Source organism: Photobacterium sp. Hal280, from assembly GCF_037162255.1.
Lineage (GTDB): Bacteria > Pseudomonadota > Gammaproteobacteria > Enterobacterales > Vibrionaceae > Photobacterium.
Genome location: NZ_JARLUO010000005.1, coordinates 899,673 through 920,822, shown reverse-complemented (window position 1 = coordinate 920,822; position 21,150 = coordinate 899,673). Strand labels below are relative to the sequence as shown.

At 51.8% G+C, this 21,150-nt stretch carries 18 protein-coding genes and 2 pseudogenes; 1 reads left to right on the top strand and 19 read right to left on the bottom strand.

All coding sequences use genetic code 11. The features are described 5' to 3' along the window. Positions 1 to 9: 9 nt before the first annotated feature. The 11 genes and pseudogenes from P4S53_RS13675 to flgK form a co-directional block, all read right to left on the bottom strand. Positions 10 to 1,159 (bottom strand): annotated as a pseudogene (locus tag P4S53_RS13675) (sigma-54-dependent transcriptional regulator); the annotation flags it as partial. Next, positions 1,156 to 2,214: a sensor histidine kinase gene (locus P4S53_RS13670; RefSeq protein ID WP_337113076.1), complete on the bottom strand. Its 1,059-nt coding sequence runs from the start codon at positions 2,212 to 2,214 to the stop codon at positions 1,156 to 1,158. The pseudogene P4S53_RS13675 and the gene P4S53_RS13670, both read right to left, overlap by 4 nt. 196 nt (positions 2,215 to 2,410) lie before the next feature. After that, on the bottom strand, positions 2,411 to 3,889 hold the full coding sequence (locus tag P4S53_RS13665) for a sigma-54 dependent transcriptional regulator (protein WP_337113075.1): 1,479 nt from the start codon (positions 3,887 to 3,889) through the stop codon (positions 2,411 to 2,413). Between the two features lie 228 nt (positions 3,890 to 4,117). After that, on the bottom strand, positions 4,118 to 4,522 hold the full coding sequence (gene fliS / locus P4S53_RS13660; protein ID WP_337113074.1) for a flagellar export chaperone FliS: 405 nt from the start codon (positions 4,520 to 4,522) through the stop codon (positions 4,118 to 4,120). Between the two features lie 15 nt (positions 4,523 to 4,537). Then, positions 4,538 to 4,837 carry a flagellar rod protein FlaI gene (locus P4S53_RS13655; RefSeq protein ID WP_337113073.1) on the bottom strand — a complete coding sequence of 100 codons (300 nt, stop codon included), beginning with the start codon at positions 4,835 to 4,837 and terminating at the stop codon, positions 4,538 to 4,540. Positions 4,838 to 4,861: 24 nt separating this feature from the next. Beyond that, a pseudogene (gene fliD, locus P4S53_RS13650) lies at positions 4,862 to 6,186 on the bottom strand (flagellar filament capping protein FliD). Between the two features lie 70 nt (positions 6,187 to 6,256). Further along, positions 6,257 to 6,703 (bottom strand): flagellar protein FlaG, encoded by a 447-nt coding sequence (locus tag P4S53_RS13645; protein ID WP_337113072.1) that lies wholly within the window; start codon positions 6,701 to 6,703, stop codon positions 6,257 to 6,259. A 63-nt stretch (positions 6,704 to 6,766) separates the two neighbouring features. Continuing rightward, positions 6,767 to 7,918 carry a flagellin gene (locus P4S53_RS13640; protein ID WP_337113071.1) on the bottom strand — a complete coding sequence of 384 codons (1,152 nt, stop codon included), beginning with the start codon at positions 7,916 to 7,918 and terminating at the stop codon, positions 6,767 to 6,769. Positions 7,919 to 8,274: 356 nt separating this feature from the next. Continuing rightward, positions 8,275 to 9,423 (bottom strand): flagellin, encoded by a 1,149-nt coding sequence (locus tag P4S53_RS13635; RefSeq protein ID WP_337113070.1) that lies wholly within the window; start codon positions 9,421 to 9,423, stop codon positions 8,275 to 8,277. Between the two features lie 341 nt (positions 9,424 to 9,764). Beyond that, complete coding sequence (gene flgL / locus P4S53_RS13630; protein ID WP_337113069.1) at positions 9,765 to 10,955, bottom strand: flagellar hook-associated protein FlgL; 1,191 nt, start codon at positions 10,953 to 10,955, stop codon at positions 9,765 to 9,767. Between the two features lie 14 nt (positions 10,956 to 10,969). Then, entirely contained in the window at positions 10,970 to 12,853 is a 1,884-nt protein-coding gene (gene flgK / locus P4S53_RS13625; RefSeq protein ID WP_337113068.1) for a flagellar hook-associated protein FlgK, read from the bottom strand. A 211-nt stretch (positions 12,854 to 13,064) separates the two neighbouring features. Between flgK and P4S53_RS13620 the strand changes: the two genes are divergently transcribed. Next, the gene (locus P4S53_RS13620; RefSeq protein ID WP_337113067.1) at positions 13,065 to 13,790 is read left to right on the top strand and encodes a hypothetical protein; all 726 of its coding nucleotides are present in this window, start codon (positions 13,065 to 13,067) and stop codon (positions 13,788 to 13,790) included. A 37-nt stretch (positions 13,791 to 13,827) separates the two neighbouring features. Here P4S53_RS13620 and flgJ read toward each other — a convergent pair whose 3' ends face one another. From flgJ to flgC, 8 genes are all read right to left on the bottom strand, one after another. Beyond that, entirely contained in the window at positions 13,828 to 14,826 is a 999-nt protein-coding gene (gene flgJ / locus P4S53_RS13615) for a flagellar assembly peptidoglycan hydrolase FlgJ (RefSeq protein ID WP_337113066.1), read from the bottom strand. Between the two features lie 63 nt (positions 14,827 to 14,889). After that, positions 14,890 to 15,987: a flagellar basal body P-ring protein FlgI gene (locus P4S53_RS13610; protein ID WP_337113065.1), complete on the bottom strand. Its 1,098-nt coding sequence runs from the start codon at positions 15,985 to 15,987 to the stop codon at positions 14,890 to 14,892. Between the two features lie 36 nt (positions 15,988 to 16,023). Further along, positions 16,024 to 16,794 carry a flagellar basal body L-ring protein FlgH gene (gene flgH / locus P4S53_RS13605; protein ID WP_337113064.1) on the bottom strand — a complete coding sequence of 257 codons (771 nt, stop codon included), beginning with the start codon at positions 16,792 to 16,794 and terminating at the stop codon, positions 16,024 to 16,026. 18 nt (positions 16,795 to 16,812) lie between these two features. Further along, positions 16,813 to 17,601, bottom strand: coding sequence for a flagellar basal-body rod protein FlgG (gene flgG / locus P4S53_RS13600; RefSeq protein WP_337113063.1), 789 nt, complete (start codon positions 17,599 to 17,601; stop codon positions 16,813 to 16,815). An 18-nt stretch (positions 17,602 to 17,619) separates the two neighbouring features. Then, positions 17,620 to 18,369, bottom strand: coding sequence for a flagellar basal-body rod protein FlgF (gene flgF, locus P4S53_RS13595; protein ID WP_192014688.1), 750 nt, complete (start codon positions 18,367 to 18,369; stop codon positions 17,620 to 17,622). A gap of 234 nt (positions 18,370 to 18,603) precedes the next feature. Then, a complete protein-coding gene (gene flgE / locus P4S53_RS13590) occupies positions 18,604 to 19,905 on the bottom strand; it encodes a flagellar hook protein FlgE (RefSeq protein WP_337113062.1) in 1,302 nt (433 codons plus the stop codon). Between the two features lie 93 nt (positions 19,906 to 19,998). Beyond that, positions 19,999 to 20,712, bottom strand: coding sequence for a flagellar hook assembly protein FlgD (locus tag P4S53_RS13585; RefSeq protein WP_161444416.1), 714 nt, complete (start codon positions 20,710 to 20,712; stop codon positions 19,999 to 20,001). Positions 20,713 to 20,730: 18 nt separating this feature from the next. After that, positions 20,731 to 21,147 carry a flagellar basal body rod protein FlgC gene (flgC, locus tag P4S53_RS13580; protein ID WP_046219545.1) on the bottom strand — a complete coding sequence of 139 codons (417 nt, stop codon included), beginning with the start codon at positions 21,145 to 21,147 and terminating at the stop codon, positions 20,731 to 20,733. Between the last annotated feature and the right edge of the window lie 3 nt (positions 21,148 to 21,150).

The window sequence follows — 21,150 nt, the reverse complement described above, 5'->3', positions numbered from 1 at the left end:
GGCTGATAGCGTGCTGCAGGCTGTGCGAATCCATCCAGTCCATGCCTTCCAGCAGAATATGCTCGCCGCCTATGTCGGCATCACCGGCCAGAATCAGTGCCCGCTGGACAACATTGTCCAGCTCCCTGACATTACCGGGCCAGCCATACTGCAGCAGTTTGGCTTGTGCAGCGGCAGAAAAGACCGGCGATGGCATGCCCTGTTTCTTGCAATGCCGGTCAGCCAGGTGACTGGCCAGCGGCATAATATCGCCCGGACGTTCAGACAGCGACGGCCAGACAAGCGGAAATACATTCAGGCGATAGTACAAATCCTCCCGGAAATTTCCTTCCGCCACATATTGTTTCAGATCCCGGTTACTGGTGGCCAGCACCCGCACATCCAGCTTGATACTTTTCCGGCTGCCCAAACGTTCAACTTCGCGCTCTTGCAAGACGCGCAGCAGTTTCGCCTGCAGGTTCAGATCCATCTCACTGATCTCATCGAGCAAGATGGTGCCGCCCTGGGCCTGTTCGAATTTTCCCGGACAGGCCTGAACCGCACCGGTAAACGCCCCTTTTTCATAACCGAATAAGGTCGCTTCCAGCATATTGTCGGGAATAGCAGCACAATTGATCGCGATAAACGGCCCTTCACGGCGCAGTGAGTGCTCATGAATGTAGCGCGACATCACTTCTTTACCTGAGCCGCTCGGCCCGAGTACCATCACGCTGGCGTCAGTCTGTGCGACTCTTTCGGCCAGCGCCAGTAATTTCAGGCTTTTCTCATCGGCGGCAATCGCCTGGCTGCTGACCGCTTGCACAGGCGCGTAACGGCTGACCATGTTCAGTAACACTTCCGGTGCAAAAGGCTTTGCCATGTAATCAATGGCACCATCTTTCATCGCCAGTACCGCATCTTCAATGTTGGCATAGGCTGTCATCAGCAGTACCGGCAGTTTAGGCCAGTGCTGCTTGATATTTCGCAGCAGGCCCAGTCCATCCATACCGGCCATTTGAACATCGGATACCACAATATCCACCGGCTCAGATTTCAACAGCAACAGGGCTTGTTCGGCACTGTCTGCTTCCAGCCACTGATAACCTGCCAGCGCCAGTGTATCCACTAACGCTTCACGCAGACCTTCGTCGTCCTCAACGATCAGTACTCGGCTCGTCATTGCCTGTCTCCTGTTGCTGTTAATTCTTCGTCTTGCTCATGGTTTTCTGCTCTTGGCAGACTGAGCGTAAATGAGGCGCCTTCTCCCGGAGTAGAAAACAGCGAAAGGCTGCCATTGTGGGCTTTTGCCACCATCTGTACCACGGCAAGCCCTAAACCTGTGCCTTGCTGACGGGTGGTGAAAAATGGTTCCAGCACCTTTTTCTGCATCTCAGCGGCAATGCCGGGACCGTTATCGGTAATGCTGAGGTGAATCATGTCGGCGGCGCAGTGTACCGACAAACAGACTTTGCATGCTTTGCCTGACATCTGAATAGCATTGGTGATCAGATTGCTGATCGCACTCGCCAGGGCATTCACATTCCCCAAAATACAGGGACTCTCATCATCACACTCGATCGAGAAATCCACCTGATTGGACACCACCTGGGCCTCTATCATGGCGTCCAGTTCGTTGAACAAGGCTTCAAGCGTAAAAGGCGCCACCACTTTGTTATCACCGCCTTTGGCAAACAGCAGCATGTCATTGACCTGCTTTTCCAGATCCCGCAACCTGTCCATCAGTTTGCTCTGGAACCTGTCGCGGGTTTGCGCTGTCAGTTGAGGCGCGGCCAGATTTGCGGCATATAGCATGGCACTGGACAGCGGTGTTCTGACCTGATGTGCCAGCGAAGCAACCATACGCCCCAGAGACGATAAGCGTTGCATCTCACTGAAACGGGACTGCAACAGGCGGGTTTCTGTCATGTCGGTGATCACGATAAGCTGCCCACTGGCAGACGCGGAGATCGCCAGTTTGACTTTGCGGCCACTGCGTAAAGAAATTTCATGGCCGTCATCTTCCTGAGGTGCAAAGGCACGCTGTATCACATCCAGCCAGCGTTCCCCCGCCAATGGCTCTCCTAACAGGCGGACAGCTTCAGGGTTGGCTTCACAGACCATTCCCATTCCATCGAGCAGGATCACACCCGTCGGCATGACTTCAATCACTTGCTTATACCTGCTGACCTGTTGACTCAGGTTTCCCAGCGGGGAGACCGACTGCCCTTCTTCCACCTTGCACCTACTTTCGCCTTGCCCTTTGTTACACTAAATAAGCACTTTTTATGCCAAAAATATTCAACAAAAAACAACAAGTTATGACAGAGCCATAAAAAAAGAGTGATGTCAGAAATTTGACATCACTCCTGTCAGAGTCCGGAGTACGGCATAAAAGTGACAATACCCCAGGTTCAATTTTTACTTACTGATGCTATTCGCGCACAGACTCTTCACGCACAGACTCTTTGGTCGAGATATTGTACTTCCGCATTTTTTCGACCAGGGTTGTGCGTCGCATGCCCAGCATATCGGCCGCCCGGGCGACCACCCCACCCTGTGCTTCGAGTGCCTGACGGATCATGTCGATTTCAAGATCTGCCAGCATTTCTTTCAGGTTGAGGCCTTCAGGCGGCAAATCGCTGAAGCCGAAACTCTCTTCCTGATCATCGTAACTGTCGGAGAAGACATCGGCTAACATCGCACGTTCCTGTTCCTCAACCGACATCATACCCTCTTCAGGACGGAAATCCGGCAGATCACAGTACCTGTACTTCACCGGCAAATGATTCACATCCACCATCTCACCCGGATACAGAATCATCAAGCGCTCAACCAGATTGGCAAGTTCACGCACGTTGCCTGGCCAGTCATGCTCCATCAACGAGGTGATCGCTCTCGGGGTAAAATGCACGGATTTCGCGCCTTCAGCTTCCATCCGGGACAGCAATTCCTGCAGCAGTAAGGGAATGTCTTCCAGCCGCTCGCGCAATGGTGGCGTTTCAATCGGAAAGACATTCAAACGATAAAACAGATCTTCCCGGAACAGATTTTCTGCAATCATGGTATCCAGGTTGCGGTGGGTGGCAGCAATAATGCGGACATTGGCTTTAATGCTCTGATTGCCCCCCACACGCTCAAAGCAACGTTCCTGAATCACGCGCAGCAATTTCACCTGCATCGGCATTGGCATATCACCGATTTCATCCAGGAAAAGCGTGCCGCCTTCCGCCAGTTCAAACCGCCCTTTGCGAGAGGAGATGGCACCGGTAAATGCGCCTTTTTCATGGCCAAACAGCTCACTTTCCAGCAGTTCAGCTGGGATCGCACCACAATTGACCGGCACAAACGGGCCTTTTCCCCGAGAGGAATGGTAGTGAATATTACGGGCAACGACTTCTTTTCCAGTGCCGGATTCACCAAGGATCAACACACTTGCGTCCGTGCCTGCAACCTGTTCAATCAGATAACGGACCTGACTGATGCTGTCACTGCGCCCGACCATGCTGCGAAACAGGGTATTTTTACGCGACAGTTGCGGTACCTGAAAATGATGTTTGCCCTGGAATTCCTGACAATGACGCAGCGCATCCATCAACTGGCTATAGTGCAGCGGATGAGCCAGAGTACCGACAAAATTCGGCATTCCTGAAACCGCTTTTTCATGCTGAGGCATGGAGAGCACAGGAATGTGATATCGCTGACGCAGTTGTTCCAGCACCTGATTCTGTTTTTTCACAGAATGGATATTGCCAATCAAACAGGCGCCCCAGGGTTGTTCCCACAGCGCGCCTTCAGCCTCATCGGTGGATATCGCTTCATGCTGCTCACCGACAAAATTAAGGATCACGCTGAGATCGTGACGGTGCTGCGGGTCGTCATCAATGACGAGGGTCTTAGCTAAACCTTGCATAGAAGTGATATTTGCCTGTCTTTATGTATTCTTATGGCGTATTCAAACGGAACAGCAACCAAAACTGATGCTGCCCATTGTAATAAAAGAACAGGACTTGGCAACCGGGCACAGTGAAAAGCTGTGAGCCCAGTGCCACGGAATTACGCTGGATACACAATTAATTGACTATTAGCGGCCAACATTGTGTGGGGGAAATGGGAAACTGAATACTGACTCGTGAACGGATTAATACTCCATTTGAGTAATATTGTGATGCTCAGGAGGAATCTGATCCCATGCAGATTTCAGCTCCCTTAACATGTCGATCACTTCATCAACATGCGCTACTTCGTTTTTCTGGTTCGCTGCGGTGATTTTTTCAATCATATACAGATACAGCGAATCCAGATTGCTGGCGATCTCGCCGCCATCGTCAAACGACAGACAACCCCGCAAGCTGATGATGATATCCAGAGCTTTACCCAGGCGCTCACCTTTGATAGCAATTGATCCTTGCTCCATGGCCGCTTTACCCTGAATCAAACGCTCGATTGCACCCGCCATCAGCATTTGAATCACACGGTGAGGTGATGCGGATGTTAACTGACTGTCTACTGAGACTCGTTTATAAGCCTGTAGATTTCCTCTCATGCTCATGATGTTACCTTAACGAAATTGATTATATGCCTGCAGCGAACGTTGTCCGTGCTGTAATCGTTTCAGTTGACTTGCTGACTTTTCTCGCCTTTCGCGCAATCTTGTCAACAAATCCGATGTTCGGTTGATTGCTTCCTGCCAGCTGACTTGCTCCAGCATTTCCGGCACAGCTTTCAGATCATTTAATACCGTCTGGCGATCGGCCAGCAAGCGGTACAGGGTGTCCACGTCAATGTCCGTACCGTTATCAATCAACTGATTCAGCTGTTGATCAATGTCGGCCAGGGTTTGCATCATCTTGTTTGACATTGCCTTCCCTCTTGTTATCCGCGATTACATCTGCGGCATCATACTCATCATTGAACCCAGTTGGCTCTGCATCTGCCCCATGGCATGATCCATCGCAGAAAACTGGTCGTGAGTGCGCTGGTAGACACCTTCCATCCGGCGGTCCAGATCGCGCTGATCATCATTGAGCGTTAACACTTGCTCATTGATACTTTTTCCCGGTTCGAGATACTGCCGGTTACACCCGTATAGGCATGTAACATATCTTCAATCCGGCGGGCAAAGCCTTTTCGGCTGCCGAAAAATTCCCCAACACCGGCAAAATTCTGGTTCAGTTGCCGGTCGAGTTTATCGTAGTCGATTTCCAGGTGCCCACTCAGTGTGGTGGTCACACCCAGTTCACTCAGGGTCTGCAGACCTGCTGGTCCGTCTTCCAATGGCGTACTGAAGGCGTTTCGTAACTGCTGAACCGATGAGCGCAGCATACTGTCACCAACCAGCGGCCCTTTACTTTGGGTATTCGGGTCAAATTTACCCAGCTCCAGCGCAGTATCGTAAAACTGATTGTAAGCATTCACAAACCGTTCGATCTGCGCCCCGGCCTTGTCTTTGTCGTAACCAATTTCAATCACGGCTTGCGGCTTTTCGGCATTCACTGACAGTTGCTTTAAATCGATATCCAAACCGGGAATCGCATCGGTCAGGGTATTGGTGTCGCTCGTCACTTCTGCCAGGCCGTCAATGAGCACTTTGGCATCAGCGGCGGCCTGCATTTCCTGCATTGGACTACCGGGATTTGCGGCGTTAAACGCAAAAGACTGCAACGGACTGCCGGCTTGCGCCTCAACAATCACTTTCAGCGGATTACCAGCGCCTGTTTTATCAGAATTGAGCACCAACCGGGCGCCGTTGCTGTCTTTAATGACAGTGGCGAGCACGCCTTTGTTATCCGGATGACGGTTAATCTCACGGACCACATCCAGCAGCTTGGTTTGATCCTGGTCGAATGAAACGTCAAAAGACTGACCACCGACGGATAGTGTCAATTTTCCGGCACCCATGGCCGCTTTATCATCAACCGGCAAAGACGCAATTTTGTGCGAGGTGGCCAGTTGCTTGACTTCCACAGAATATCGGCCGGGCAGCGCCTCATGGCTGGCACGGACAGACACCAGATCCTGATTGTCTGAAGAGGCAGTACGCTCAGCCAGTGTATGGTTTTGTCTGATGTCAGCCATCAGGGTTTTCATACCATCCAGTGCGCCTTTCAGGCGTCCGTAGGCGCTCAGCTCGACATTGGCCTGCTCTTTTCGCTGATTGATGCGCTCTTCTTTTGGCGCCCGCTCTGCGGCGACAATTTTGTCGACCATGGCATTGATATCCAGGCCGGATGCCGTACCCATTGCGCCAATATTCATCTACAACCTCAATCAGTTACGATTACACTTTGGTGGTCAAAAGCCCGGTGGTATAGGTCGCTATCTGACGTGACAGCGCCAACATGTCTTCATCGGGGATCTGCCGGACCACTTCACCGCTTGCTTTTTCATACACGGTGACGACCTGGCGACCAGACTCTTCATCAATTCTAAATGCCAGCCCTTTATTCATTGAGCCAACAAAATCTTCAATACTTTCCACCAGTTTCTCTAATTGCTGGCGATGTAACTGTTGCTGTTCTTCCAGCCTGGTGGCCTGTTCTACGCGTCTGACGTCCGTGTTCGCTGTCACACCCGAGGCATTGTGCCCTGCGGCTGAGACCGCCAAAGAATCTTCGCGTGGATGACCAACAGAAGGGTTTGCAACATCTGTGCCAACTGGTGATTTCGCACCGGTTGAAGAAAAGCGGGATAGAAATGAAGGGTTTAATACAGATTTTACGTCCATTTTCTGACACCTTCTGATCGAAAAAAGCGGCAAGGGCTTGCCCCTGCCGCTTCATTGAGCGGATTAGCCCAGCAGGCTCAGTGCCGCCTGAGGCGCCTGCTTCGCTTGCGCCAGGATAGAGGTCGACGCTTGCTGCAGGATTTGGTTCTTAGTCAGGTTCGTGGTTTCTTTCGCAAAGTCAGTATCACGGATACGACTGTTCGAAGAAGTCACGTTTTCATTGATACTGTTCAGGTTACTGATGGTGTGATCCATACGGTTTTGTTTCGCACCCAGCTCTGCGCGGTGTGAGTCAACAAACTGCATGGCACCATCCAGAATAGCCGCTGCTTGCTGTGCGCCACCAACGGTGCTGACATCCAGCTGAGACACTGTGATATTCGCCGCAGTACCTGCAATGGAAGCATCCACTGCAACACCGGCGGTGTCAGTCATTGCGATCGTACCGGTAGTTACACCGACCACACCGTTAGATGAGAACAATTGCAGCTCACCTTTTTCAGAAACAGACGCATTGACCTGGTCATTCTGACCGTTGATACGGGTCGCGATTTCTTCGATATCATCACCGCCAACCAGGTCGATGCTGACCGCTGTCGCATTACCGTCAGCATCAGTGACGCTCAGCTCAATGGTGGTATCGGCATCCAGAGTCGAGTTTTTGTCTGCGACCTGGTTCGTTGACACCAGCAGGCTACCGCCCATGTCTGCGCTGTCAGAACGCATATTTTTCAGGGTCAGCTGTACGGCTTCACCAGAATCTGCACCGACCTGGAAGGCACGGGTACCGAATGAACCATTCAGCAGTTTCTGACCACCGAAAGACGTGGTTTCTGCGATACGGTTCAGTTCATCGTTCAGTGCTGTGACTTCTTCCTGAATCGCTTTGCGGTCGTCATCAGAGTTCGAACCGTTCGCCGATTGCAGAGACAAGTCACGCATACGCTGCAGGATGCTGGTGGTTTCTTGCATCGCACCTTCAGCAGTCTGAGACATTGAGATACCGTCGTTGGCGTTACGGACTGCGACGTCCAGGCCACGGCTCTGAGTCATCAGACGGTTAGAAATTTGCAGACCTGCTGCGTCATCTTTTGCACTGTTGATGCGTGAACCGGTAGACAGGCGCTCCATAGAAGCTGCTGTATTATCGCTAGCTTTGTTCAGGTAACGCTGAGCGGTCATTGCAGAAACGTTCGTGTTTACTGTAACTGCCATAGTAATTCTCCTTACTTGTGCTTCTTTGTGGCTTGACCAGCTCAGCCGGCAAGTCCGAGTTATTCTTCGTACATCACCTTTAACGGCACTGGTGAAGAAAGCTTTAAGATTTTTTTTGAAATTTCTTTACTGGGCAAAAAAGTGTGAAACCGCACACAATCAACAACGAATCAGAATTCATTACCTTGATTCAACAGTGGCGCACTTTCTTGTTCTATAAGGGTTATCGGCGGTGAGGAAGAAAACTTTACAGGATTTTTTTGCTATTTATTTGCTATTTTTTATTGGCTGGCACCAATAAAAAAACGGCAAGGTATTGCCACCTTGCCGTTGAATGAAAATACAGCGTTTCGCGGTTACTGCAGTAAGTTCAGTGCAGACTGCGGAATCTGTTTGGCTTGCGCCAGAATCGAGGTGCTGGCTTGCTGCAGAATCTGATTCTTAGTCATATCTGTTGTCTCTTTCGCGAAGTCGGTATCACGGATACGACTGTTCGAGGCAGACACATTCTCAGAGGTATTAGCCAGGTTATTGATGGTGTGCGTCAGACGATTCTGCTTGGCACCCAGATCGGCGCGCATGCTGTCGATGTATTTCAGCGCCGAGTCAATCAGAGGGACCGCACGCTGCGCACCACCTGCGCTGGAGACATCAATCTGCGAAACGGTAATGTCGGTTGCCGTACCGGCAATATCACCTGCAACCGTGGTTCCGTCGCTGTTGATCATGCTGATCGCGCCGTTGGTGACACCCACGGTTCCGTCACTGGAGACCAGCTGAAGTTCACCTTTCTCTGTCACCGACGCATTGATCAGGCCATTCTGACCGTTAATACGGGTGGCAATTTCTTCCACATCATCACCGCCGATCAGGCCGATAGCCACTGGCGTGACGGTGCCGTCTGCTGCCGTAACACTCAATTCAATATTGGTATCTGCCGCCAGCGTTGCATCCGGCTGAATCGTATTCGTCGAAACCAACAGGCTGCCGCCCATTTGCGGTTCGTCGGCACGGACACTGTCCAGGCCGACCACAATCGCTTCACCGGCATCGGCACCGACCTGGAAGGCCGCTTCACCAAAGGTACCATTGAGCAGTTTACGGCCACCGAACGAAGTGGTTTCCGCAATACGGTTCAGTTCGTCCTGCAGCGCGGTAATTTCTTCCTGGATCGCGACACGGTCGTCATCCGAGTTGGCACCGTTCGCCGATTGCAGCGACAGATCACGCATACGTTGCAAAATGCTGGTGGATTCCTGCATCGCCCCTTCTGCGGTCTGCGCAATTGAAATACCGTCATTGGCATTTCGCATCGCCACGTTCAGACCACGGGTCTGCGCAATCAGACGGTTGGAGATCTGTAAACCGGCCGCATCATCTTTGGCACTGTTAATGCGACTACCCGTAGACAGACGCTCCATGGATTGGCTCAGGCCCTCAGATGCTTTGTTGAGGTAGCGCTGCGCAGTCATGGCAGACACGTTGGTGTTCACTGTTACACCCATTTTGCTCTCCTTTGACTTTTCGCTGTTAGCGAAACAGCTACCCGCAACGTCAACCCATCAGAGAGTGAAGCGGGACCAGCGTTAGTAAAAATGTCGTTAATGAAAATCACAATAATACTTTAGCAATTAGTGTGCCAGAAATAATAAATCATTATTTTCATGGCCTTACACTATATTTCATTGGCAATTGAAGCAAAGCGGCAAAGCCATGCCAGCTCATTAAGCCTCTCTGCCGCCAAGCCTTGCCGCCCGGCAAGTGGGCTGCGGCAACAGTAAAACAAAGCCCCCTTACCTGTGGTGCCGATAAAGGGGCTCACCACACAGTCTGGCAGGACCAGAACTTAGATATAGTTAAACAGACTCAGGTTTTTGGTTTTTGCAAACGCCTGCTGGGAGGCCTGCAGCGCCAGCATGTTCTCATTGAGCTCAACCACGGCTTTGCCGTAATCCAGATCTTCCAGCGTCCCGCGCGCTTTATTGATCACCAGCTTAAAGTCCTCGTGCATATCGGCCTGGCGATCCAGGGTCTGCAGCCGGGTGCCGACTTCTGAACGCGCCCGGTTAATATGCTTAAAAGCCTGTGAAAACTCTTCTGCCACCTGGTGCAATTCAGCGGTTGCTGATGCATCCGAAGGCGCCCGGGCAGAGACTTCGATTCCGCGTTTGAAAGAATCAAACAGACTAAAAGTATCTTGTCGGCTCAGGGTGATCTGATCGCCATCGGTGACTTCGCCTTCCAGCTGTACCGACAGTGTCCCCCACTCGATGCCGCGTTTCGGATCGAAGGGCTGACTGTCAACCAGCAAGCCGTCCTGATAAAGATCGTAAACAGCCCCCGAATCCGTCTGCGTAAAATCAATGGTATAGCTGGCATTGTCTGAGTGGTTGTTATTCCGGGCATGCGACAGCAGCAGCAGCGAGCCAGACTGCAGATCGTAATCCGGCTGATAATCCCCGTAAGGGTTCTCGATGTTCATAAACAGCTTGTCGCCCGGATCATTCACCGGCACTTCGACGTTCGGTGACACTTTAGACATCCGCTGATAACTGTCACCGACGTAGCTGACATTGCCGTTCCCGTCTCGGAAAAACGGCTGCTTATCGTACTGGTTGCCCGCAAACACAAAGTTACCGGATTCATCCTGGGTATTCACCAGATGGATCACCGAATCAAACAGCCCGCGTAAATCCTGCATGTGGGCGATTCGGTCATCATCAGACAGCGAGCCGTTGACCATAGACATGGTTTTGCGCTTGGCATCATCGAGCAGGGTTTCGGCATCGGAAATCGCGGTTTCTTCGCTGCTCAGGCGGTTACGCGCCAGGGTAATCGAGCGCAGCGACTGATCAATTTCGGTATTTTGCTGTGAAAAATTCTGCACATAAATCGAGGCAACCGGATCGTCCCCCGCGGTCAGCAACTGCTTGCCGGACGCCAGTTGTTCCTGGTTCTCCGACACTTTCACTTGTTGGCGATTCATATCATTCGCCACGGACTGATAGTTATGAAAGCTGGCAATTCGGCTAATCATACGGCTTTAACTCCTTATCGCGCGGCATTAAGCAATGTATTAAAGGTTTCATTCGCCACCGTCATAATGCGGGACGATGCCATGTAGGCTTGCTGGAACTTCATCATGTTTGCCGCTTCTTCATCCATGTTGACGCCGGAAATTTCAGCCACACGGCTCTCTGCCGCTTCTTTTTCCTGACGACCCACTTCTTTCAGACGTGCGGCCGATGCGCGCTGAACACCCATTTCGGTATTCAGCCCTTCATAAACATCAATCACACTGGAGCGACCTTGATTCATGATCTTCGTGTCCTGAAGATCCTGCATTTTAATCAGGTTACCGTTATCGCCGGTGGCCGCATTGAGGTTGACCGCAAAGACGTCACCGCCCGCTGCACCATTGCTCAGCGTAAAACCGGTCCCGCCGACCACCACCTGACCGCTTGGCGGATAAGGTTGCGGTGCCTGCAGCACATTGCCCTGCATATCCAGCACCGCAAACTGCGACGAATCGGGCGAGACTGCCACCTGAAATTCCCGTAGCGGACCCGCCGATGTGATGGCAAATTCGGCCTTGCCCTGCGCCTGCGTTGCCGAGCTGAGATAACTCTGCGCCGCAATTTTTGCCGGATCGGTCATTTCAGCCTGCACGTCTCTGGCCGCATGACGGGTGGGCCGCAGCAGAATTTTTTCGCCGCTGGCAATCGGGGCGGCAATTTCTATCCGCACCCCATCAACCTCAAAACTCGGGGGCAGGCCACTCGGAATGACAGATTGTGACGAGCCATCCGGCATTTTCAGCGTATGCTGACTGCCATTGAACCCCAGCTCATACTCACCGGCCTGCAGCTTGCTGAGATCCTGTATGTACACTTTCACCTCTGCGCTGGAGTCCTGAGGGATCAGTGCGCGGGAGGCGGCAATCTCAGGGGCATTGACATCGGTAAACATCGCCTCCCCCACCTGGCCGTTCAGATCCAGGCCCTGTGACTGCAGCTGGTTCACTGACTCAGTGAACCCCAGGGTCATTTTGCCCAGTTCATCCATCACCTGCGGCAAGGTTTTATCGCGGTATTCAAACAATGACGCCAGTTTGCCGCCGACATCGTCCGAGCTGATGGCTTTCAGGGATTTACCTGCCACCACTGCCAGCTGGGTCTGCTGCGGATCGGGATCGCCATTGATCATTTGCAGTTCGCTGGAATGGGTCCCGGACACCAGGGTATGACCACTGCCGATCAGCACGTTGAAGGTTTCCGCGTTCTTACGGGTGACCGTGACTTTGGTGTAGGTCGACAGCTCATTGATTAACTGCTGATGTCTGTCCATCAAATCGTTATCCGCGCCGCCGGCCGGGGTTTTCAGCAAAGCCTGATGGATTTCCACCAGCTCGCGGCCAATGTCATTCACCCGGTTCAGGGTTTTTGACAGGACATCGTTGGTGACATCTTTTTGTTCAGCCAGTACCCGGTGGGTGTCATTCAGACCGGCTGCAACCATTTTTGCTTTTTCCAGCACCACTTTACGGGTGCCCAGATCATTGGGGCTGTCAGCCATGGCTTTGACGGCGTCATACCACTGGTTCATGTCCTGCGGCACCTGACTGGCACTGTTTGCCAGCAGCTTATCGAGCCGCTCAAGCTGGCCGTCGCGTTCAGTAGCATAGCTGTGGTTAGTCGTGGTGAGGTTCAGCTCGTTGGTGGCAAACTGATCATAACCGCGGCGAACTTCTGCCGCATGGACGCCTGTGCCGTAGTTATTGCCGCCCCACCACAGAGGATCGTTGGTCTGCTGCACCACAGACTGGCGGCTGTAACCATCCGTATTGACGTTGTTGATGTTATGGCTGGTGGTATTGAGCTGCCTTTGCGCTGTTAACACACCTTGAGAGCCCAAACTGAGCAAATCGAACGCCATTGCGCCTCCAGAAAACCTCGGGGAGTTACTTTACTGGAGATTAACAAGCAAAAATCATTCCAATATATAAGTATTTGTTTTTAATTGACTAAATTGAATTTAAGCAGACGCAAGGAAAAAGGTTGCCGCATATCTCAAAATGGGAAAGAGAATTACTTACAAACAAGAACCCTGAACCAATATGCAATTGAACTCACAAAGAGGTGTAACAATGTTCAATTATAAAAAACTGATTTTATTGTCGGCTTCACTCACAACCAGTCTGGCCTATGCCGGTACCGAGACAAATGCGTTTGATACGGAAGGGAACCCAATATTTATTGATACCTCCCAACTCTACCAAGATCCAGAAACAAAAATCATGCAGGGGCCTGGTGGACATAAATATATCCACACAGGTACTTACAATTCATTCGATGAGTATGGGAACCAGGCTGAAAAAGATTGTTCTCAAACACTTCTTTTTACTGATCCAAATAACCCACCCGATTTTAGTATTACAAACCTGCCCGGCCCAAGCTGCACATTACAAAGGCTTACAACCGATAACTTTGAAGAAATATCAGTTGAAAACCTTAAAGCGCCTAAAATTCAAAATAACGACCAAGTAAAAAAACAAGAAAACGATAATATTGCAGCTCTGCTAGACAAAGACTGCAAAAGATTTGGCGCTTATGCCCCACCGAATGTCTGGAGCTACCCTGTCCCCGTCGCAAGTCATATCGGGGTCACAACCTACAAAGTCAGCTCAAAAATCTTAGGGGATACACTTGTATTAAGCTGGGTCCGATACTGGTCTCAAGAAGACAAATGGGCAGACAGAAAGTTTAGTGGGAATGGCTGGATCAAAGTGACAACAGGCAATGCAGCCTCGAGTGTTTACACCACGTATAAAGGGGTTCCTTTCGGCTCTTCTGTTGAAGGAGAAATTTGCTGAATCATGTGTACGGCAAGTTGAGAACTTGCCGTACATTTTACTTCATCAGTTTCCGAACCGTGTCCATCACATTGATGATTTTATCGGCATATTTCGGATCGGTCGCGTAACCGGCCTGATGCAGGTTACGGATAAAACGGCGCGGATCTTGCGGTGAGGCCAGTGCTTCTGAATAACGCGGGTTGTCATTCAAAAAACGGACATAGTCATTAAAGCTGTCTTCATAAGTATTGTAAGAGCGGAATGCCGCACGTTCCTGAACCGGAATACCGTCATGATATTCCAGCGTCTGGGTGGCCACTTTATTGCCGGCCCAGCGGGGATCCGCTTTGATGTTGAACAGGTTATTACTGTCATCTGCCGCATTTTTAACCACTTTCTTGCCCCAGCCAGTTTCCAATGCCGCCTGCGCAATCAGCACTGCCGGATCAGTGCCCAGCATACCTGCTGCTTTCTCAGCGTATGGACGCAAACGGGAAACGAAGTCCTCAGGAGAGGTAAACGGTTTTTCCTGCGGCTGGCGCATTGGCGGGCGGACAAACTCTGCGGCAGCGATTTCAGCAGCAGGTTTAACCGGTTGTTCCATCTCGGGATTGGTCTTGTCTTTCGCCGCGAAGACTTGAGCCAGCACATCATCAGCAGATACCTGGCGCGACTGCTGGATGGCCTCGAAACCCGCGGCTTTTTCATGTTCAGACTTTGCCTGTTCTTCCGGTGTTGCCGGTGGCTTATCGAGTACGCTCAGCTGTTCCACGATCAGATCAGCCAGCCCCAGCGAACCGCGGGCGCTGAGCTCACTGGACATCTGCTCATCGCGCATTTCTTCAAAAAACTTGGTGTTTGAGCTGCTCATCAGATCAGACTCAAAAGCTTCATTAGCCTGACGCATCGACTTGAACAGCATTTGGGTGAACAGGGCTTCAAACTGTTCCGCCGCTGCTTTAAGCGATTCCGTATCCCCTTTGCCTTTGATGCCAGCTCGAAGGCGGTCAAGATTAGCAAGGTCGTTGACAAAGCCTGGGTCCGTCGGTTTCATCGTCAGTGTTCTGCCTGTTATGCCCTATCAGTCGACACCTGTATTACAAGGTGCCAGTCATAATTAAATAATGATCAGCTGACCTTCAATCGCACCAGCCTGTTTCAGTGCCTGAAGAATCGCCATCAGATCTGAAGGCGCTGCCCCCACCTGATTGACCGCACGTACCAGCTCATCCAGAGTAATGCCCGGATTGAACTTAAACATACGGGAGTCTTCTTCCGTCACTTCAATTTGAGAGTCAGGGACCACCACAGTTTCACCGCCAGAGAATGGGTTGGGCTGGCTGACCGTGGGATTTTCCTGAATCGAGACGGTCATCCCGCCGTGGGTAATTGCTGCCGGCTTGAGCTTCACATGCTGCCCGACCACGATTGTACCGGTACGAGAGTTCACAATGATTTTCGCTGCGCCTTCAGCCGGGTCGAATTCCAGGTTCTCAATCGTTGACAGAAACGCCACCCGCTGGCTGACATCACGCGGTGCACGCACTCGTACCGAAGTGGCATCAATCGGGGCGGCCATGTCGGGGCCCAGAAACTCATTAATCGCATCTGACATCCGTTGCGCTGTGGTGAAGTCCGACTCAAACAGGTTAAACGTCAGATGATCGCCGCGACTGAACGGGTTCGGCACTTCCTGCTCGACAATTGCGCCGTTGGCAATGCGGCCAACGGTCGGGTTATTGCCCACCAGTTTCGAACCGTCCAGGCCTTCGGCACTGAAGCCGCCCACCACCAGGCTGCCCTGCGCCACTGCATAGACTTTACCGTCCAGACCACGCAGGAAGGTTTGGATTAAGGTGCCTCCGCGCAGGCTTTTCGCCGAGCCGATCGAAGAAACGGTGATATCAATATGCTGACCTTGCTTGGTGAAAGGCGGCAAAGTCGCGCTGACCGCCACAGCGGCCACGTTCTTGGTTTTAGGTTTCGTGCCGGCCGGCAACTGAATGCCGAAGTTTTGCAACATGGCATTGAAGCTCTGATCGGTAAATGGCGTGGTTTCGCCGGTGCCGGGCAGACCGACCACCAGACCGTAACCCGACAACTGGTTACTCCGCACCCCGGCGACTTCAGAGACATCCTTAATTCGGGCGGCCTGCAAAGGGAAAGCCATCAACAGGGCGAGTCCTGCCCATAGCATCTGTCTGGTCACTGTCATACTCTCATCGTCAGGTGGCGGTTCAAAATAAAGGGTTTACAAGCTCACGTTAAAGAAGCGGGCCAGCCAGCCCTGCTCCTGTACATCCTGCCTGTCGCCGGTACCGGAATACTGAATGCGGGCATTGGCAATCCGGGTCGATTCTATGGTGTTTTCCTGCGTGATGTCATCCGGGCGAATCGTGCCGCTCAGCCGGATATATTCATCACCGCTGTTGAGCGTCAGCCACTTCTCGCCGCGCACCAGCAGATTCCCGTTCGCCAGTACGTCAACCACTTCGACGGAAATTGAGCCCTGAATACTGTTGCTCTGATCCGCCGAGGTGCTGCCGGAAAAGGTATTGGAGTTATTTACATCGTAAGAGATGTCACGATCGCCAATCGTCAGCGGCTTACCGCCAAGCGTCAGCGGGTCCATGGTTAAATCCGTTGATTTGTCGAGATCGGTACTGGCGCTTTTATTAGCTTTATTTTTTTCAGCCAGCATGACGGTCACGATATCCCCGATGCCTCTTGGGCGGGTATCGTCATACATGTCCTGCGCCAGTGCCTGGCTGAACAAAGAGCCAGTCGCCGTGGCGTAATGGGCGGGTTTATCCTGAGGGCGGATACTGCTCCAGGCCGGATCGCCGGCCTGCGGGTCGTCTCGACGGCGTACAAGATCAATCAAATCACCGCCCGATGAATCCTGATTTCCTTCGACGGCATCGACATTGGTCGTCGCCTGTGTCAGCTCATCCTGTTGTTCCGGCATCTGAACACAGCCGGTCAGCGTCAGTATCACAGCAGTCAACAACCAGTTTTTCATCTTAGACCCCATTCTTTATTAAAGCTGCTGGTTCACGTAGCTCAGCATCTGGTCAACGGTTGAAATCACTTTGGAGTTCATTTCGTACACACGCTGGGCTTCAATCATATTGACCAGCTCTTCCGTCACGTTCACGTTGGAGGTTTCCAGCATGGACTGACGGATCTGGCCAAACCCTTCCAGACCGGGTACGCCTTCCTGCGGATCGCCGCTCGCACCGGTTGGCAGGAACAGGTTCTGACCAATCGGTTCCATACCGCCCGGATTGATAAAATCGACCGTCGTCAGCTGACCCAGTACCAGACTTTCCTGCTGGTTACGAATACGGGCAGACACTTCACCGTCTGTACCGACCGTAATGCTGACCGCATCTTCCGGCACCACAATTTCAGGCTGCAGCAAGTAGCCGCCACCAGAGGTCACCATCTGGCCTTCTTCATTGATCGTGAACTGACCATTTCGGGTGTAGCCTATGTTGCCGTCCGGCAGCAGGATCTGAAAGAAGCCATCGCCTTCAATCATCATGTCCATGGCGTTGTTGGTGGTCTGGGTATTCCCCTGTGTAAACACTTTTTGTGTTGCCACCACCTTTGAACCTGCCCCCAGCATCAGACCGGATGGCAAGGTGGTATCCTGAGAAGACTGACCACCAGGCTGGTTAATGTTCTGATAAAACAGATCCTCAAACACCGCGCGGCTCTTTTTGAAACCTATGGTCGAGGCGTTAGCCAGGTTATTCGAAATGGTCGAGATGTTTGTTTGCTGAGCGTCAAGACCGGTTTTACTGACCCATAATGCTGGATGCATGTGTTATTCCTTTCCTAATTAGCCCAAACGCAACAGAGACGAGGACGCCTGGTCCATTTCCTCTGCGGTTTTCATTAATTTAACTTGCATTTCAAAATGACGCTGAAGATCGATCATGCTGGTCATTTCGCCCACGGCATTTACATTGCTGCCTTCCAGCGCACCGCTCAGCAGCGTCACCTCTGCATCGGCATCAAAGATCTGCGCCGGCACTTTGGATTTGAACAGTCCATCAACGTCTTTAAAGACTTCACTGTTGTCCGGCTTGACCATTTTGATGCGATCAACCACTTCCATCGCATCGGCGGGTGCACCCTGCGGGCGAACCGACACAGTGCCGTCTTTACCAATTTCAATTTTGCTGATTGGCAGCGGAATAAAAATCGGACCGCCATTTTCACCAACCATCAGGCTGCCATTGCTGTTCTGCAGCAAGCCTGTCTGATCGATTTTCAGATGACCGGCACGGGTATAGGCTTCCTGGCCGCTGGCATCCAATACCGCCAGCCAACCGTTGCCTTCGACGGCAACATCCAGATCCCGACCGGTGGTCATCACTGCCCCCTGGGCAAAGTCCTGCCCCGGTCTTTCTGTCATGGAGAACACGCGGGACGGCATACCTTCGCCAAACGCCTGCATACTCCGCGCCTGCTCTAAATCAGCACGAAAGCCTGTTGTACGAACGTTAGCCAGGTTGTTGGCATGAAGCTGCAAACCATACATATCTTGTTTAGCGCCGCTCATTGCCAGGTACAGTGCACGATCCATTTCGAGTCTCCCAATCAGTACTGCTGCAATAGAAGCAATATACGTACCAGTTTGGTAAACGACTGAAAAACAGTCTTGAAATCACGAAAGATCAGGTAATTAGTGGGAGATGCTTTCCATAACGAAGACGGGACTTCAGGAGAGTGCCAAAGAAATGGCAGATAAAAAGTGAGTTCAGGACAAAGATTGCCGCCTGAGAAAGCACAGGCGGCAATCTAGTCAGATAAGGCTGATTTAGCGAATCTGCAGAATTGTTTGCTGGAGACTGTTGTCCACTTCCAGGGCGCGGGAGTTGGCCTGGAAATTACGCTGCGCGGTGATCAAATCCACCAGCTCCTGAGTCATGTCAATGTTTGACTGCTCCAGCGTACCGCTTTTAACCGAACCAAAAGCACCGAAGGTCGCCTCGCCCCAGACAGCCGCACCAGATTCCTGGCTGACCGCCCACTGCGTGCCGCCTTTGGACAGCAGCCCCTGCTCGTTCGGCACGCGAACCATGCCGACACGACCGAGGGTAATGTTCTCTCCGTTACTGTAAGTGGCCACAATCGAGCCTTTGGCATCGACATCCACTTTGGCCAGATACCCTGTGGTGGCACCATTCTCACTGAACTTACGCACTTCAAACGGCGCCGCAAACTGAGTCGGAGCATCAAAGTTAAAGTTCAGCGTCTGCGCACCGTCCGCACCGTTCATGCTCAGGCCTGCCGCGGCAAACTGCTCAGAAATCATCGGATTGCCGCCATTAACCTGAGCCACAGTTCCGTCGAAATTAAAGTCAATCAATGCGCCGGTATGCCCCGCCACATTCGTCGCCTCACCGTCGGCAATATCCAGTGGTTTTTCACCATCGGCATCCGTAACGGTATAAAAAGTCGCCCAGCGATTTGGCTGCGTATTGTCTTTCACATAATAACTGGTCATCTTGTAAGGCTGACCTAAGGAGTCATACATGGTGACAGAAGTGGATTTGTTATAGGTATCCGGGTCTTCAAAATTAAACTGATTGATGTCTTTCGGATCGCCATTGGCCGGCAGGTTAACACCAATATCGACCTGGCTGGTGGCTTTCGGCTGACCAAATTGATCCGGCACTTTCAGTGCCTGTGGCTCATAAGAGACCACCTGATCCGTTTCCTGATCCACACCGTAGCCCAGCAAGAACTGATCTTCTGAGTTGACAATATAGTTATCTTTGTCCAGATGGAAAGCACCGTTACGGGTCAGGCTGTTATTATTCGGCTCCAGACGCTGGTCTGAGACGGCAAAAAAGCCGGTCCCGGAAATACGCAGATCCATCGGGTTGTTGGTATAAATACTGGAACCTTCATGAAACTGCTGAGCCACCACAGAATTCTGGACACCGCCACCTGTGGTGGTTTTGGTGTTGGAAAAAATGGAGCTTGAATACACATCACCAAATTCGGCCCGCGACTCTTTAAAGCCGTAGGTGTTGGCGTTGGCAATGTTGTTACTTGTGGTGTTCAGATCTTTCTGGGCGGCGCCCAGTCCACTCAGTGCGACATTAAAGCCCATAGGTGACTCTCCTGAATTCTGTGTACAGCGTACTTATTGTTCGCCAGCGGCAGCATATTCACTGCCGCTGGTGATTTATTAATGCGTCCGGCGTTATGCTTTGCCGACTTCCAGCACTTCAGCCAGCTTGATCGGGGATTCAAATCCAGCCAGATTCAGCATGACGTTGCCGTCACCATTGCCCAGCAGCACGCTGTTCACATTGGCGTAAGTCGACACGTCAAATTCCGAGTTCTTGCCGTCGGCCAAGGCGCTGACTTTCAGCTGATACTTACCGGCTGGCAACATATTGCCGCGGTCATCTTTGCCGTCCCATGCCACGCGATGGTCGCCGGCAGGCTTGGAGCCTAAGTCAAAACTGCGGACCAGCTCGCCTGCCGCATTCTCAACCCGGACGATCAGGTTATTGAGTGATTGCGGCAGCTTGACCATTCCCGCGACACCGCCTTCGGCAGTTTTCGAGCCGGTTGGGTTAGGAACCAGCACATCACGGCCAACCAGAGATGAAGCCTGCAGGGCCTGGTTCGATGTCATGGCAGCGTTCAGACCGCCAAACTGTTCGTTCATCTTGCTGATGCCGTCAACTGTGGCAAACGACGCCATCTGCGCAATCATCTGGTCATTACCCACAGGTTTGAACGGATCTTGCTGTGACATCTGCTTGGTCAGCAATGACAGAAAATCTTCCTGCTTAAGCTCTTGTTGTCCAGTTACTTTCTGCTCAGACTGCAGTTTTTTCTCCTGCATGCTCTTAAGCTGGTCAATATAGGACAAAGGGCTTTGACCTGTGCCTTTAATACCGGTCATGTCAGTTACTCCCTACCCTTATTTGCCCATCTGCAGTGTTCGCATCAGCATCTGCTTACTGGCATCTGCGACCTGAACATTGCTTTGATAGGAACGTGAAGCCGAGATCATGTTTGCCATCTCTTCCATCACGTTAACGTTCGGTTTATAGATATAACCTTCGGCATTGGCCAAAGGGTGTGCCGGGTTATATTCCGCTGTCAAAGGCTTCTGGCTTTCGACAATGGCTTTCACCCGTACAGGAACACTTTCTTCGCGCTGGTAGCTGGCACTTTGCAGCGCCGCCTCAAATACAGGATGGCGTGCTTTGTAGGTTTGCGCGGCAGAGCTGCTGACTGTGTTGGCATTCGCCAGGTTACTGGCCGTGGTATTCAGCCGTACGGATTCCGCACTCATTGCCGAACCGGTGACATTAAAAACGTTAAACAAACTCATTGA

Excerpts from the sequence above, each read along its gene's own strand:
- P4S53_RS13640 (WP_337113071.1), bottom strand. The coding sequence starts at position 7,918 with ATGGCAGTTACAGTAAACACGAACGTTTCTGCAATGACCGCTCAGCGT.
- flgJ (WP_337113066.1), bottom strand. The coding sequence starts at position 14,826 with ATGAAACCGACGGACCCAGGCTTTGTCAACGACCTTGCTAATCTTGAC.
- flgK (WP_337113068.1), bottom strand. The coding sequence starts at position 12,853 with ATGGCGTTCGATTTGCTCAGTTTGGGCTCTCAAGGTGTGTTAACAGCG.
- flgG (WP_337113063.1), bottom strand. The coding sequence starts at position 17,601 with ATGCATCCAGCATTATGGGTCAGTAAAACCGGTCTTGACGCTCAGCAA.
- P4S53_RS13665 (WP_337113075.1), bottom strand. The coding sequence starts at position 3,889 with ATGCAAGGTTTAGCTAAGACCCTCGTCATTGATGACGACCCGCAGCAC.
- P4S53_RS13645 (WP_337113072.1), bottom strand. The coding sequence starts at position 6,703 with ATGGACGTAAAATCTGTATTAAACCCTTCATTTCTATCCCGCTTTTCT.
- flgL (WP_337113069.1), bottom strand. The coding sequence starts at position 10,955 with ATGATTAGCCGAATTGCCAGCTTTCATAACTATCAGTCCGTGGCGAAT.
- P4S53_RS13610 (WP_337113065.1), bottom strand. The coding sequence starts at position 15,987 with ATGACAGTGACCAGACAGATGCTATGGGCAGGACTCGCCCTGTTGATG.
- flgF (WP_192014688.1), bottom strand. The coding sequence starts at position 18,369 with ATGGATCGTGCACTGTACCTGGCAATGAGCGGCGCTAAACAAGATATG.
- P4S53_RS13585 (WP_161444416.1), bottom strand. The coding sequence starts at position 20,712 with ATGACCGGTATTAAAGGCACAGGTCAAAGCCCTTTGTCCTATATTGAC.
- flgH (WP_337113064.1), bottom strand. The coding sequence starts at position 16,794 with ATGAAAAACTGGTTGTTGACTGCTGTGATACTGACGCTGACCGGCTGT.
- flgC (WP_046219545.1), bottom strand. The coding sequence starts at position 21,147 with ATGAGTTTGTTTAACGTTTTTAATGTCACCGGTTCGGCAATGAGTGCG.
- P4S53_RS13635 (WP_337113070.1), bottom strand. The coding sequence starts at position 9,423 with ATGGGTGTAACAGTGAACACCAACGTGTCTGCCATGACTGCGCAGCGC.
- fliS (WP_337113074.1), bottom strand. The coding sequence starts at position 4,522 with ATGAGAGGAAATCTACAGGCTTATAAACGAGTCTCAGTAGACAGTCAG.
- P4S53_RS13620 (WP_337113067.1), top strand. The coding sequence starts at position 13,065 with ATGTTCAATTATAAAAAACTGATTTTATTGTCGGCTTCACTCACAACC.
- P4S53_RS13655 (WP_337113073.1), bottom strand. The coding sequence starts at position 4,837 with ATGTCAAACAAGATGATGCAAACCCTGGCCGACATTGATCAACAGCTG.
- flgE (WP_337113062.1), bottom strand. The coding sequence starts at position 19,905 with ATGGGCTTTAATGTCGCACTGAGTGGACTGGGCGCCGCCCAGAAAGAT.